The following is a 14,141-nucleotide window of genomic DNA, read 5'->3' on the forward strand; positions in this document are numbered from 1 at the left end:
GTTCCTATTTGTCGCCCGCGGCGGGCGACCTTTCTCCTTTAGCGATCAAATGGGAAACGACCAAGATCAGGCCCCGCGCGAGGCGCGTTGCTCGGCGCGCCAGGTCGACGGCGACAGCATCATCAGCACGCAGATCGCGGCGTAGGCGGCGAATGACAGCGTGACCGTGGTGGCGAGGCCGGTCATTCCCGCGCCAAAGCCCGCGACCACAATCCAGCCGCCGCCGGCCGCAATCAGGACCCGCGCGAACGCGCCAACCAGCGGACCCATTGCGCGGCCGGTGCCCTGCGCGGCGAAGGACGTGACGAAACCAAAGCCGAGCGCGGCATAGGCCGGTGCCACGATGCGCAGGTACGTCATGCCCTCGTTCACGACCTCGGCGTCGTGGGTGAACAGATTGAGCCAGGCGGTCGGGAAGATCGCGACCAGGAGGCCGATCGTGCCCGTCATGATCATGCCGGCGACGCCGCTGACCCAACCGATCTTTTGCGCACGCGCCATTTGGCCTGCGCCCATGTTGACGCCGACCATGGTCAACGTCGCCGTGCTGATGCCGAACAGCAGCGGGATCATGATATAGTCGAGCCGCGAGGCGATGCCGTAACCTGCAAGCGCTGAGGTCCCAAACAGGCCGACCGCGCCGGTGACGAGAATGACGGTGAGATTGCTCAGCACCGCGTTGAGCGCGGTGGGGATGCCGACCTTCAGCATGTCGGCGAAAACTCTCGCACGCAACCGCACGATGCGCAGCGTCAGGCCGGACGCTCCCGTGGACATGTAGCGCAGCAGGAACAGCATCGCCGCGCCGTAATAGAGGCCGAAGGCGATGCCGGCGCCGCCGATGCCGAGGCTTGGGACCGGCCCATAGCCGAAAATCAAAAGCGGCGAGACCGGGATGGTCACAATCGCCCCGATCAGGGTCACCAGCGCGGGCACCTTGACGTTGCCGGAGCCCCGCAATGCGGCCGCCTGGAGATTGACGATCCAGACCGGAATCGCACCGGCGAACAGATAGTTGGAATAGGTGATGGCGGCGCTGAGCGCCCCGCCACGGCCGCCGAGGGTGCGGAAAAGCGCCGGGCCACCGAGCACTGCCCCCAGCGTAAAGAGCCCGCCCGCGATGATCGCCAGCACGACGGCGTGGAACAGTGCCGCCTCCGCATCCTCGCGGCGGCCGGCGCCGATCGCGCGCGCCACCGACGAGGCGACGCCACTGCCGAACCCGCCATTCGACATCATCGCCATCAGCATGAAGATCGGGAACACCAGTGCGGCACCGGCCAGCGCATCCGTGCCGAGATAGCCGACATAATAGGCTTCCGCGATGTTGACCGCGGTCTGCGCCACCAGGACGGTCACTGTCGGCAGCGCCAGCTTGAGCAGCGTCGGCAGGATCGGCGCCGTCAGCAGCGCGGCGCGCGTCCGGTCGCTTGGGCCTTGAGCCGCCGGCGTGGCGGACCGAACCGGAGCTGCCGCGCGCGCGAGGGGCTGCGCGACGGACAATGGCGATGCAGCGACGTCCTCGACTGACATGCGTTACGATCCTGTTATTCCCGAAAGCTGCCGCCCCTCAGGGCGCTATTGCATTACGATCATAATTCATTATTATGACCGTAATGCAATAGACAAGTCGCTCACGATCCCGTGGCCGCGGGCTCAACCCGTGCCGCAGGAGGGAGTCCGGACGGATGCGCTACGACAAGGGACGCAAGGACGACACGCGCCGGCACATTCTCGATGTCGCCTCCGCGCAGTTCCGCGAGAGCGGCATCGCCGCGGTCGGCCTCGCGGGCATCATGTCGGCGGCAGGGCTGACCAATGGCGCCTTCTACACGCACTTCGCCTCCAAGGAGGATCTGGTGCGCGAGGTGCTGACCGAAGCGCTCACCCGGCGCGAAGAGCGGCATAAGGCCAATCTCGAAGACGGTGTCGCGATCGAAACCACCATCCGTGAGTACCTCTCGACGCGACACCGCGACAACGCGGGAACCGGTTGCCCAACCGCTGCGCTCGCCGCCGAAATCGCGCGACATCCGAAGGCGACGCGTAACGCCTTCACCACGAAGATGTCCGACGTCATCGCGCTGATGGCAGAGCAGATTCCATCGGGTTCGGCCCGTGACCGACGGCGCAAGGCGATCACGATCTACGCGACGATGGTCGGCGCGCTGCAACTGGCACGTGCGGTCGACGACAGACAATTATCCGACGAGATTTTGGAGAATGCAGTGGAGGCCGCGGTCGCCCTCGCCGGCGCGCAGCGATAGCATCACGCAACGATTTGTCGGGCTTCGTTCGCTGGTCTTGCGCAGCTATCGATTGCGGCGGCAGCAAGCGCCGATCGTATCATTCGTTCCCCTACACCGGATCGAAAGCCCGGATCGGCGGCAGATTGCCGGTGAACTTCTCCACCTCCACGGTCGTGAGCTGGCCGGTGCAGCCTTGCGCGAAGGACGATGTGCCGATGTCGCGGGTGAGCACGTTGGGATTGCCGTGAACGCAGAGCGGCGCCTCGTCCTCGGGATCCATCGGATCGTACCAGGCACCGGTGGGAAGCTGCACCACGCCTGGCGCAATGGCGTCGGTGACGTTCACCGCGGCAAGGCAGGCGCCGCGTTGGTTGAACAGGCGGATAATGTCGCCATGCTTGATGCCGCGAACCTCGGCATCGCGCGGGTTCATGCGCGCGACCTCGCGGCCGCGGTGCTTTGCCGCGAGCGAATGCCCGCCGAAATCGAGCTGGCTGTGCAGGCGCGTCACCGGCTGGTTGGCGACGAGGAAGCACGGCGCGTCCGGCTTCGGCACATCGCTCTTGTCGAGCCAGACCGGATGGCCCGGACAATCGGCATCGTTATGCGCCGCGATCTTCGTCGAAAAGATCTCGATGCGTCCGCTCGGCGTCGGCAGCGGATGGGCGCTGGGATCATCGCGGAAAGAGCGCAGCCGCCCGCCGTCGTCAGGCTGTTGCGGCACCACGAGGCTGCCGCGTTGCCAGAATTCATCGAAGCTCGGAGCCTCAAGGCCGCGCCCCGCGAGCGAAGCGCGGGTCGGCTCATAGAGATGTTGCAGCCATTCTCTCGACGTGCGGCCTTCGGTGAGGGGCTCGCGGGCGCCGAGACGATCGGCGAGATCGGCAAAGATATCGTAATCATCGCGCGCCAGCCCAAACGGCTCGGCGATGCGGTGCATCGCGACCATTAGCGGATCGTTGCTGGAATAGCCGATGTCCTCGCGCTCGAGCGTCATGGTCGAGGGCAGCACGATGTCGGCGTGCCGCGCCGTCGCGGTCCAGGCCAGCTCGTGCACGACCAGCGTGTCCACCTTCGCGAACGCCTTGCGCAGGCGGTTGATGTCCTGGTGGTGATGGAACGGATTGCCGCCGGCCCAATAGACCAGGCGAATGTCCGGATAGGTGCGCGTCTCGCCATTGTAGCGATAGGTGCTACCGGGATTGAGCAGCATGTCGGCGATGCGCGCCACCGGAATGAAATCGCGGACGGCGTTGCGGCCCTGCCCGAGCGTCGGCCCGGGGACGTCGTTGACGCGGCGGCCGTAATAGCCGATCGCCCCCAACGAATAGGCGTAGCCGCCGCCGGGAAGGCCAATCTGGCCGAGCGCTGCCGCCAGCACCATGCCCATCCAGACCGGCTGCTCGCCATGCTCGGCGCGCTGCAGCGAATGCGAGACGGTGATGAGCGCGCGCTTGCCGGCAAGCCGGCGCGCGAGCGTGCGGATCGCGTCCGCATTGATGCCGCAGATCGCGGCGGCCCATGCGGCGTCCTTGGCCTGGCCATCGCCCTCACCGGTGAGATAGCGCAAAAACACCGGCCAGCCTTCGGTGTAGCGATCGAGGAAGGCCTGGTCGTGGAGGGCCTCAGTGACAAGCGTGTGGACGATGCCGAGCATCAGCGCCGTGTCGGTGCCGGGAATGCATGTCATCCATTCGGCGCCGGCTTCCGCCGGAAGATCGTCTCGCAGCGGGCTCACCAGGATGAACTCGCAGCCGCGTTTGCGCGCCGCTGCCATCGCGCCACGCTCGACATGCTTGCTGATCGAGCCGCCGGCGACCATCGAATTCTTCAGCGCCATGCCGCCGAACGCGAGCACGATTTCGGTCTCGGTCGCGATCTGCTCCCAGGTGACGTTGCGCTTGGTGATGTCTTCGTAGCCCGCCAGGATCTGCGGCAGCAGCACCGAGGACGCGCCCGAGGAATAGGAGTTCACCGACCGCACATAACCGCCCATCGCGATGTTGAGAAAGCGATGCACCTGGCTCTGCGCGTGATGGAAGCGTCCTGCGCTCGACCAGCCGTAGGAGCCGCCGAACACAGCGCCGGGGCCGCGCGTATCGCGGATGCGCGCCAGCTCGTCGCCAAGCAGATCGAGCGCCTTCTCCCAGCTCACGGAGACGTATTCGTCGCGGCCGCGGCGATCGTCAGGACCGGGGCCGCGCCCGAGCCAGCCGCGGCGGATCGCGGGCTGAGCGATGCGCGCCTGGTGGCGCAAGGCGCCGGGAAAATTGTCGATGATGCCGTTCGGATCGGGATCGCCCGCATAAGCCCGGACCTCGAGCCCGGCCGCGCTGTTGCGGGCCGAGAACACGCCCCAATGCGAGGTATGCGGCTTGAAGCCGTCCGACAGATCGAGGCCAGGGTCGGGAAAGCCAATCGTATCATCCATCGCGTGGTCCTCATCGCAGGAAGCGCCGCGTAGGCCGCTCCGGCCGCAAACAACGCGACAATATAATGAGCGGGGCTGCCGAAGGGCAACGCATTACCGGCGTTCAAGACCGAGAGCATAGCGGCATCGCGCACATCGCAGCCCTTGAAGGCGCACGGGCTCAACATCGTCATTGCGAGCGCAGCGAAGCAATCCCGAATCGCTCCGCGGAACGACTCTGGATTGCTTCGTCGCGCTCGCAATGACGGAGCACGATGAACCGTCGACCAAGGATCAGGTCGCCTCGCGGCGAGGCAGGGGATGAGGCGCCGAGGTTCCGAGCAGGCAGCACGGCGGCCTTGCTGCGGACGGCACGAGCGTGACCTGGAAGCTGAAGCAGGGCGTGACATGGCATGACGGCAAGCCCTTCACCGCCGATGACGTCGTCTTTACCTGGGCCTACGCAGCGGATCTCACGAACGCCGCGTACACCACGGGACCCTACAAGGACATCATCGTCGAGAAGATCGACGACCACACCGTCAAGGTGATCTTCAAGGACCCGACGCCGTTCTGGGCCGACCCCTTCGTCGGCTCGGTCGGCCAGATCCCGCCAAAGCATCATTTTGGCGACTATGCCGGCGCGAAGTCGCGCGATGCGCCGGGCAATCTGAAGCCGGTCGGCACCGGTCCCTACAAGTTCGTCGAGTTCAGGCCGGGCGACATGCTCCGAGCCGAACGCAACCCCGACTATCACGTCAGCAACCAGCCGCATTTCGATACACTTGAACTCAAGGGTGGCGGCGACGCGGTCTCCGCGGCGCGCACCGTGCAAATGGCTCCGGCGCAACGTCTCGCGCTGGTCCGATCCCGAGGCCGACAAGGCCTACAAGGCCGCGCAGAAGGAACTCGATCCGGTCAAGCGCGCCGCACTGCTGATCAAGGTCAACGAGATCTTCTGCGAGGCCAACGTGCTGGTGCCGCTGCTCTCGCGCAACATCGTCGGCGGCGCGGTCAACGACCTGATGGCGGATATCTCGGGATGGGACGTGACGACGTGGAATTTGGGGAGTTGGTATCGGAGTTGAGGGAGAGAAGCGCAGAGTGACGAAAGCGGCTCCGAGTGTTCCGAACCCCGCTGAAACCCTTGTTGCTCCCGAAATTGCGATTGTCTCCTTGGGAACGGCTCGCCGTCGCCGGGATTGGGTCGCTGTCAACTCAAACAACAACGGAGACAACAATGACGCGCTTGAAACTCGTGGGCGCGGCCGCCCTGACGGCCCTCGTTTTGCCGCTCGCGACCTCAAGTCCTACGCTTGCCGCAGGGCGCGGGCCGGGCTGGTGCACCCCGTCTAGCGAAAACGCCGTTGGTGTGGCCGGTCCCGCGATGAACGGCGGCCAGCTGATGGCAGGCGTCGGCCAATGCAATCGCCTCGGAAGCTGGCACCACACCAGCGGCTATGGCTACAGCGGCCAGGGTTATGGCGCCTATGGATATGACGAGCCTGGCTGGGGCGCGCCGGCCTACGCGCCACAATACGAGTATTGATGCAGCCAATGCTGCAAGGCGGAAGCGGCGCGGTCGGTTTTGGCCGCGCCGCTTTCACGTCCTCCCGGACAAGACGCGAGGTCAATTGGCGGATCTCAGTTCTCACGCAGCTCAGAGCATGGTCTTTGATTGTGTGCTTCAGGTCACAGCAGAATCAGGTGCCTTCGCCTAGAAGGATTGCGCATGGCCGCGAACAAGGTAACGGCGGTACGCACCAGGCTGGGAAGGCGATCAACAGCTACGGACTTGTGAAGCCGCCAGGGTGAAGAACTCGGCGGCTTTTTCTCTGCCGGGAAACGGGACGGCTGAAGCCGCTCGCCTCCGCCTCGGTTCCACAGACCGCATGGAGAAGGCGACTGGTTTGCCGGCATGGCGGCACCAGTCCGTTCCGCGGGCAGCAGCGACCTTGAATCACTCGGGGTGCTGGCGCGGTTCCGACGCCGATGCTGTCAATGCCAAGTGGTATCGGCTTCCACAATCACCGCCCTGATCTCGGGATCTTCGGTCGTGTTGCAGGTGCAAGGCATCCCGGCACCGCAGCGGCAGCCACCTAGTTTTTCGCTCCAGGGTCGGAGCGGATGGTTTTCGCAGACCCATCCCAGACCGTAGCAGAATGGGCACTTCTTGGTCACAGCGTATCCGGCGTCCGCATGGGATTCGAATTATCCTCATTGCGCAGCTCCTGCTCGGCCGCCTGCCAAAACTCGTCCTCGCGGCCTTCCGGCCTGCCGGCTTGCTCCCACAGCCGGTGCGCGCGTTCTCTGATGGCCTGTTCGGTCGGCTCGGGCATTGCATCACCTGCTGTGAAGCACGGCCCCACCCTGGGGGGTATGGGGGGCTTGGGGGCGGGACCGTGCAGGCCAGCCATCGGCGGCGACGCTGGCCCGGGGATTCAAGCCTTGATCTGGCGCGAGAGTTCCAAGCGATCGGGAAAAGTGCGAAGCCGTTTTCCGAACAGGCCGTTGCTCAAATCAACGCGCCCGTGCGCGCGTGAGCCCACCATTTGGGGTGGCGGGCGCGTGACCTCGGTTGAGCGTTGCTTGAGATACCAGTCGGCCGGTGGACTTCGGAGAGCCAGTGGATTTGCGGGCAAGCGCCTGAAGAGATGGTAGCGGGAGACCGCTCAACCCAGCCACGGCGTTCTTCTGGTCAAGCGACGTCTGCTCCGATGTGAAAGGCGAGCTCACCCTGGATCCACCACGCACTCCGCACCGTCGACAACATAAGTTGCGTGACGAAAATCCCTGATGGTGGCGAGCTTGTCGGCGGACCAGTCGAGCAGCATGAAATATTTCGGCCGCCCGCCCGGCTCATTCGGATCGAACACCAGGATCGCGGGACGTCCCTCGACCTGCCCCGCCACCAGGTGCCAGTCGCTGACCTTCGAATAATTGCCAAAATAGTTCGACACCTCGGCCTTGCCTTTCAGCCTGGTGCGGTTGACGAGCTCGAGCCTGACGTCGTCGGCGATCATGCCGCGGATCGCGTCGAAGTCGCGGGCATTGAAAGAGCTGACATAGGCGTTGAGCCGCGTCCGATCGGCGTCCGACAGGCCCGGCTGCTGCACATCGTCGGGTTCTCCGGCGAACTCACGCAGTTGCGTGCGTCCGCGATGCAGCGCGGCCTTCACCGCCGTAAGGCTGAAATCCATGATGTCGCAGACCTCGGCCAGCGAGCAGCCGAGCACGTCCATCAGGATCACGCTAGACCGCTGCGCCACCGGCAGCCGCATGAACGTGCGCAGGCTGGTCGCAGCGATCTGGCGGCTTTCCACATCATCGAGCTGGTCGGCAATCATCTCCACCTCCTCAGCCGAATGCAGCGCCTCCTGCCGGTTGCGGCGACGCAGGAAATCCAGCGCGGTGTTGTGCGCGATGCGGAACAGCCAGCCCTCCGTATTGACGACGGGCGTCACCGATCGCAGCGCTTCCATCGCCTTGATCAGCGCATCCTGCAGCACATCCTCACCGTCGATGACCGAGCCGACCATGCGCGCGCAGTAGCGATGCAGCTTCGGCCGCATCCGCGCCAGCAGGGCCTCGATATCGACGGTGGCCAGCGGGTCTGGCGCCATTGCTCCTCCGTCTCGCCTGTCAGGACTCGTCCAGCATACGGTAGTTGCCGACAATCCTCACGTCACGAACCAGCGGCGGCTCCGCGCAGCGATCGCGGATGCCGTCCTGGAACGTCTGAAACGCCTTGAGCTTCGGGATCGGGCTCGAGCCGTCCTCGGCTGCGGCCTCGACAAAATGGATGAAGGTGTCGTCCTCCAGCCGCAGCGTCAGATAGCGCACGCCGTCGGGCCCGGCCGCCTTCAATTCCGCAAATACAGCCGAAACCAGCTCGGCATTCCGATCGGCCAGCTCCGGCTTGGCCTTGTACCTGATCAACGTCCTTCTCATCGCGCGCTCCTTGCTCATGTCGCGACCTGGTTCGCTCAAAATCGCGCAAATGGCCGCATCACCCCTAGGACGTTTGCCGGTCGGCGAAGGATGCGGCCCGGAACAAATTATTTTTGGGCGCATCCTTTGCCGCTCCGCCCTCGTCTAGCCCGCAGAACGCGCCGCGACAGGGCGGCGCGACCCACGGAGACAGGGCGATGCAGACCCCGACCAATCGCGCCGCGCAGAACTGGGTGCTTGGCGTCACCGCGCTGGCGTCCTTCATGATGGCGCTGGATGCCATGATCATCACGACGGCATTCGCGACCATCCGCGCCGAATTCAGCAGCCCGGTCGAGACGCTGCAATGGACCGTCAACGCCTTCAACCTGACCTTTGCCGTGCTGCTCCTGACCGGGGCCGCGCTCGGCGACCGCTTCGGTCGCCGCCGCATGTTCGCGTCCGGCATCGCCCTGTTCGTCGTTGCATCGGCGGCCTGTGCGCTCGCAGGCAGCGCCACCGCGCTGATCGCCGCCCGCGCACTGCAGGGCGCCGGCGCCGCGCTGGTGATGCCGCTCGCAATGGCGATCCTGAGCGGCACGTTCGGCCGCGAGGAGCGCGCCCGCGCGCTTGGCATTTTCAGCAGCATCACCGGCTGCGCGCTGATCATCGGGCCCGCCATCGGCGGCTTCATCACCGAACATTTCGGCTGGCGCTGGGTGTTCTGGATCAACCTGCCGATCGGCCTGATCGCGATCGCCCTGGTGCTGGCACGGTTGCGCGAAAGCTTCGGCCCGGCGGCCGCATTGGACATCCCCGGACTGGCGCTCGTCGCGCTTGCGGCGCTGGCGTGGGTGTGGAGCCTGTTGCGCGGCAACGCCGTGGGATGGGCGAGCTCCGAGGTCGCGGCCACGCTGATGGCAGGTGTGGTGTTCACAGCCGCCTTCGTACTCCGGGAATTGCGCGCGACCGCGCCAATGGTGCCGATGCGGCTGTTCGCATCGCGGGCGCTTGCCTCCGGCATGTCCGCAAGCGTCCTGTTCTACGCCGCGATGTATGGAGTCTTGTTCCTGCTGCCGCAGTTCCTCCAGACCACCCTGGGCTTCGACGCCTTCGGCGCCGGACTTCGCCTGCTGCCCTGGACGGCGACACTGTTCGTCACCGCCCCGATCGCCGGCGCGGTCGTCAACAGGTTCGGCGAGCGGCCGCTGGTGGTGACGGGGTTGCTGATGCAGGCGATCGGCCTTGGCTGGATCGCCGAGATCGTCAGCCCCACGATTGCCTACTCCGCCCTGGTCGCGCCGCTGGTGCTGGCCGGTGTCGGCGTCTCGATGGCGATGCCGGCAGCACAGAACGCGATCCTGAGCTCGGTCGCGGTGGCCGAAATGGGCAAGGCGTCCGGCATCTTCAACATGGGCCGGTTCCTCGGCGGCATGTTCGGCATCGCCGCGCTGGTGGCGAGCTTCTCGGCCAACGGTGGGGTCGATTCCGCCGTGCATTTCGAGCGCGGATTTGCTGCGGCGATGAGCCTTGCAGCAACGCTGTCGCTGGCCGGCGCGATTGCGGGGTGTTTCCTGCCGGCACGGCGACGGACGGTCGGCGCAGCCGCGCCGCAAGATGCGTGAGGCTCGCGACGATAGAGTTTCGTGATCGGCGCAGCGCCTTGTGGTGCCATCCTTCTTTCCGATCATGAAACGTCATTCTAAAATGAAAACGACCTCTGGTGGAAGGGATCGCAGTCCTCTGACACGCATTGCAAGCCGCGGGACACGCTTTCGCATTCTCGCGGCGCGTTTCGCCCGAGCTTTGCCTGGTCACTTCACCCTCAAATCCAAGAGGGCGCAGGGAAGGCCGGGTGCTGACCTCGCACCCGCGGTCCGCTGCGCGAAAAGCACACGCAGGAAAACCGCACAGCAGCATACAGGTGGTGCCAATCACTCGGCCTTCCCTGCGCGATGGTTGGACGGCTTATGCCGTGCTCTCCCGGGAGCCGAACTTTCCTTTTGGCCTCCCTCGCCTCGCGAATTTGGATGATGCTGTCCGCCCGGTTGAGCTCGCACACACCTCCGCGACAGCTTGACCGTAGCAACGACGGCCAGGACCACACGGTTTTGCCGTACGCACGGCCCGCCATTTCGCCGCAGTTTTCCCGGCCGTGTCGACGAAGCCGGAAACTTACGGGCGAGACGAAGCCTAGCAGCGCCGCTCGTCCGCACGCGGTTGCGGGCTCACAGGGACTACCCGCCCTGCCCGCACCATCTCGTGCCGACGCTGCCGCGTCCATCGCAAGCCCGACTCGCAATCAAGACGACAACGAGATCGCCCCTCAAGGATGAGCCGGGATGACCGACACATACGCCGTTTCCGAATTTCGGTAAAGTGGAATATTTTTGCGGGGAGGTGTTGACGGGCCGGTGACTGTTTCGCCCGACGGGCAATGCGGGGCCCATCATCCCGATCGAGCGCGGTGCTGTGGAGCTTTTTCTTTGTGACGAAGAACAAATTGCTCTACTTTAACGAGCTTTCGGGGAGTGTCGTATATGTCCGAGCAGATGATTTTGAAGTTAGATGGCGTAGAGATCACGACCAAAATTGCAAAGTTTGGGAACACGTCATTCCAAGTTTCAAACATCGGCAGTGTGTCAGTTTACCGGGCCACGGTGACCGTTGGGAGATACCCAGCACCGAAGCTCCGCGCGCGGAAATGCCCGCATAGATTGCAGATTAGCTAGGAAACTCGAAATTGGTAGTGGGGAATTGGTAGCGGGAGAGGGACTCGAACCCCCGACCCCAGGATTATGATGACCCGCCTCTTATGGGCAGGGAGCCTCGTACAGCACTTTCGCCGCAAAAAATCGCGAAAAAACCCCGACACCCCCTTCCTGGAGGCCCCCAGCCGGTCGGAATTCTGGCTTTCGCTGGTACGGCCGTGGTACTGAAGGCCAATCCTTGGTCGGGATAAGGAAACGGAATTGGCATCCGAACGGTTGGACCTCACCCCCGAGGTCGTCAAGACGGCCCTCAAGCGCGCGCTGGACGGGCAAGAGGGAATCCATGACTTCTGCGACAAGCTGCAGCCGTACCTGGTGCTGCGGGTGCGCGGGCACTCCGCGTCATGGCTGGTCAAGACGCGCGAACGGACGCTGAAGATCGGCGACGCCATGCCGGTCGCGACTGCGGGCAAGGTGCCGCAGCGCCGCAAACGGGGCAGCGCCGCAGGCGAACGAATCCTTGGGTTGCGCGAGGCGCGCGAAGCCGCCAAGCGCGAATGGGCCAGGATGGGCAATCCGACGGACGCGGCCGAGACGCCGGCGGGCTGGACCTGGGGGAGACTGGCCGATGAATACAAGGCCCACATCGCCGGGATGCGCGAGGATTCCTCCGGCCGCCCGATCTACCCGTCGGCGGAAACCCAGAGCGACGTCCGGCAGATCTTCGGCCGCAAGGAGGTCGAAAAGCACGAGACGCGCCTGCTCGCTTCCCTCGACGAGAACTGGTTCGAGGAGGTCCAGCAGGCGCTGCACGAGGAATACGGCTACGACGCTTACCGCAAGTTCCGCGCCTACGGCCAAGCGGCTCTGAATTGGGCGGCGGCCTTCAGGCGAAAGGAGAGCGGCCTTGCCGGGCGCAAATGGTGGCTGCTCGCGGAGCGGCGCCGGCGGACCAAGGACGAGATCGAAAAGAAGGTCGTGCGCGACAAGGCGCGGGCGAAGAAAAAGGACGACTTCAAGGTTGAGCATCTCGGCATGTTGCTGGCCGAGCACGAACGGTTCTGCGCCTCGCGCAGCGGCAACGAGCGCATCTCGCCAGGTGTGCGTTGGGGCCTATGGTGGGACGCCTTGACCGGCCACCGGCGGGGCTCCGGCACGTGGATCGCCCAGGAGGATCTCGACTACTCCGACCCGCGCGGCGAGCCCGGCTGGGGCCTCGCGACATGGCAGCCCGAAGTCATGAAGGCGCAAAATCCCTTCACGCTACCCATTCCGCAGCTCGGGCTGCACGTCGCCGATTGCTGCAAGCGCGATTGGACGCGGGCGGCCGAGCGCGCCGGCATCTGGAATCGGAAGAGCAAGTGGGTGTTCGCCTCGCGCGTGATGCAGTCAGAGGCCGGCGACATCGCCGTCTCCGGATCCGCGCTGGCCAACCATCTGCGCAACATGCGCGGCCTGCGCGAGGGCAATCATCGCGACGTGCTGCGTGGAATCCCGCCGTTCTCCATGCACATCATCCGCTCTACGATGGGGGACTTCATCCTCGACGAGACCACACTTCCCCCCGGGACCGCCTCGCTGATGATCGGCCACGAGATCGCCGGCGACCGCAGGAACGAGCTCGACCGCGTGGGACAGACCGGCAAGCGCTGGTACTTCCAGGCCCAGCGTATTCCGGAAAAGACGGCGGCGATGGCCTCATGGTGCGATGCCCTGCTCAAAGCGTTCAAGGCAGCCGGCGGCGTCTATCCCGACTAGGTCGGATCCAGCGACGCAGTCGCCGGCACCGGGCGCGGTCCAGCTCTCACGGAAGAAAGTCCGGGACCGGAGCGAAAAGCTCCGCATTGGGGGCGTCTTTTTCGAGTGCGGCGCGAGCTTCATTCGAAAACGCGCCCGCGAACACGTGAACGAAAATCCGAAAACCCTGCGCCGCCATCGGACGACACGCGATTTGGGGCGGTGGTCAGATCCTTCCGGGAGCGGTGCAAGGCGCCGGGATCGCGAGGGCTTCTTCGAGCGAACCGGCCTGGATGATGCGTTCACCGATGGCTTCGAGTTCGTCGGCGTTGAGATCTGCGAGCCGTCGGCTGATCTCGGCGGCATCCGCGTCAGCGAACTTCTGCTGGAGCTGCTTGGCGATCAGCTTGCCGAAGCTTTCGGCACGCGCACGATCGAGCCCTTCCTTGATGAGCGGGCTTTCGCTGACATCGATAGAAACGTTCATCTTCTTCCACTCCTCTGCGACGGTCCGACCGGCTTCGCGCAACTCGGAGAAAACGGTGAGCAGGGCTCCGGCATCCCTCGTTTCGCGATCGGTCGTGGCGACTTCCGAAATGCGCCGCACGATCTTCTGGATCATATATCGTTCGTGGCCGTCTTGGAACAGCACAGCCATGGCGGCGTCGTCGGCATTTTCGCTGGTGAAGAGAACGTCGGAATCGAGCGTTTTGACGTCCCGGTAGGCGAAATTGTATCTCAGCTGTCGTTCCCGCAGCCGCAGTCTCGGCTCCCATGATCCCGGACCGATGTAGACGAGGGTCTGAACGACGTGCAGGTCCCTGCATTCCTCGTCGCCCGTGATCTTCTGCCAGGCCCGGATGTCTGAACGGTACCCGAGCATCCGGCTTAACATGTCCGGATGTCGATCCGACTGGACTTCGAGGTGGGCAAGGTAGGGTCTGCGACGACCGTGTTTAACCAGAGCCAGAAAGTCGCCGCCGTGTTCGCGCCCGGGTAAGTTGGTCGGCAGATCGCGGCTTTCGCCCCGGATGCCGAAGGCGGCGCGCAGCTTGGATCGGTTGTTTTTCAGGATGGTCTTGATTGGAACGTCGTATTTCATCG

Annotated in this window: 10 protein-coding genes and 1 pseudogene; 5 read left to right on the forward strand and 6 right to left on the reverse strand. The window is 64.7% G+C overall.

What is annotated here, in order from left to right; translation table 11 throughout:
- Window positions 1-66: 66 nt before the first annotated feature.
- A complete protein-coding gene (locus tag AC0L2O_RS07020; RefSeq protein WP_473369188.1) occupies window positions 67-1,533 on the reverse strand; it encodes an MATE family efflux transporter in 1,467 nt (488 codons plus the stop codon).
- A 155-nt stretch (window positions 1,534-1,688) separates the two neighbouring features.
- Between AC0L2O_RS07020 and AC0L2O_RS07025 the strand changes: the two genes are divergently transcribed.
- Window positions 1,689-2,267, forward strand: coding sequence for a TetR family transcriptional regulator (locus AC0L2O_RS07025; RefSeq protein WP_369721535.1), 579 nt, complete (start codon window positions 1,689-1,691; stop codon window positions 2,265-2,267).
- A gap of 91 nt (window positions 2,268-2,358) precedes the next feature.
- On the opposite strand, the gene AC0L2O_RS07030 is transcribed toward AC0L2O_RS07025, so the two are convergent.
- Complete coding sequence (locus tag AC0L2O_RS07030; protein ID WP_473369189.1) at window positions 2,359-4,680, reverse strand: molybdopterin guanine dinucleotide-containing S/N-oxide reductase; 2,322 nt, start codon at window positions 4,678-4,680, stop codon at window positions 2,359-2,361.
- Between the two features lie 307 nt (window positions 4,681-4,987).
- Between AC0L2O_RS07030 and AC0L2O_RS07035 the strand changes: the two are divergent.
- A pseudogene (locus AC0L2O_RS07035) lies at window positions 4,988-5,747 on the forward strand (ABC transporter substrate-binding protein); the annotation flags it as partial.
- A gap of 152 nt (window positions 5,748-5,899) precedes the next feature.
- Complete coding sequence (locus AC0L2O_RS07040) at window positions 5,900-6,208, forward strand: hypothetical protein (protein ID WP_473369190.1); 309 nt, start codon at window positions 5,900-5,902, stop codon at window positions 6,206-6,208.
- 628 nt (window positions 6,209-6,836) lie between these two features.
- Here AC0L2O_RS07040 and AC0L2O_RS07045 read toward each other — a convergent pair.
- The 3 genes from AC0L2O_RS07045 to AC0L2O_RS07055 all read right to left on the reverse strand — a co-directional run bounded on the left by AC0L2O_RS07045 (window position 6,837) and on the right by AC0L2O_RS07055 (window position 8,610).
- Window positions 6,837-6,998 carry a DUF2934 domain-containing protein gene (locus tag AC0L2O_RS07045; protein WP_473369191.1) on the reverse strand — a complete coding sequence of 54 codons (162 nt, stop codon included), beginning with the start codon at window positions 6,996-6,998 and terminating at the stop codon, window positions 6,837-6,839.
- 393 nt (window positions 6,999-7,391) lie between these two features.
- Window positions 7,392-8,282, reverse strand: a complete 891-nt coding sequence (locus tag AC0L2O_RS07050; RefSeq protein ID WP_473369192.1) for a sigma-70 family RNA polymerase sigma factor — start codon at window positions 8,280-8,282, stop codon at window positions 7,392-7,394.
- Window positions 8,283-8,301: 19 nt separating this feature from the next.
- Window positions 8,302-8,610 (reverse strand): hypothetical protein, encoded by a 309-nt coding sequence (locus AC0L2O_RS07055; RefSeq protein ID WP_473369193.1) that lies wholly within the window; start codon window positions 8,608-8,610, stop codon window positions 8,302-8,304.
- Between the two features lie 197 nt (window positions 8,611-8,807).
- Here AC0L2O_RS07055 and AC0L2O_RS07060 point away from each other — a divergent pair, with 197 nt between their 5' ends.
- Together AC0L2O_RS07060 and AC0L2O_RS07065 are read left to right on the forward strand one after the other, a co-directional pair.
- Window positions 8,808-10,214, forward strand: a complete 1,407-nt coding sequence (locus AC0L2O_RS07060) for a DHA2 family efflux MFS transporter permease subunit (protein WP_473369194.1) — start codon at window positions 8,808-8,810, stop codon at window positions 10,212-10,214.
- A 1,347-nt stretch (window positions 10,215-11,561) separates the two neighbouring features.
- Window positions 11,562-13,058, forward strand: a complete 1,497-nt coding sequence (locus AC0L2O_RS07065) for a hypothetical protein (protein WP_473369195.1) — start codon at window positions 11,562-11,564, stop codon at window positions 13,056-13,058.
- A 205-nt stretch (window positions 13,059-13,263) separates the two neighbouring features.
- Here AC0L2O_RS07065 and AC0L2O_RS07070 read toward each other — a convergent pair whose 3' ends face one another.
- A complete protein-coding gene (locus AC0L2O_RS07070; RefSeq protein WP_473369196.1) occupies window positions 13,264-14,139 on the reverse strand; it encodes an RpnC/YadD family protein in 876 nt (291 codons plus the stop codon).
- Window positions 14,140-14,141 lie beyond the last annotated feature (2 nt).

It is taken from the genome of Bradyrhizobium sp. Kon10, from assembly GCF_055807395.1.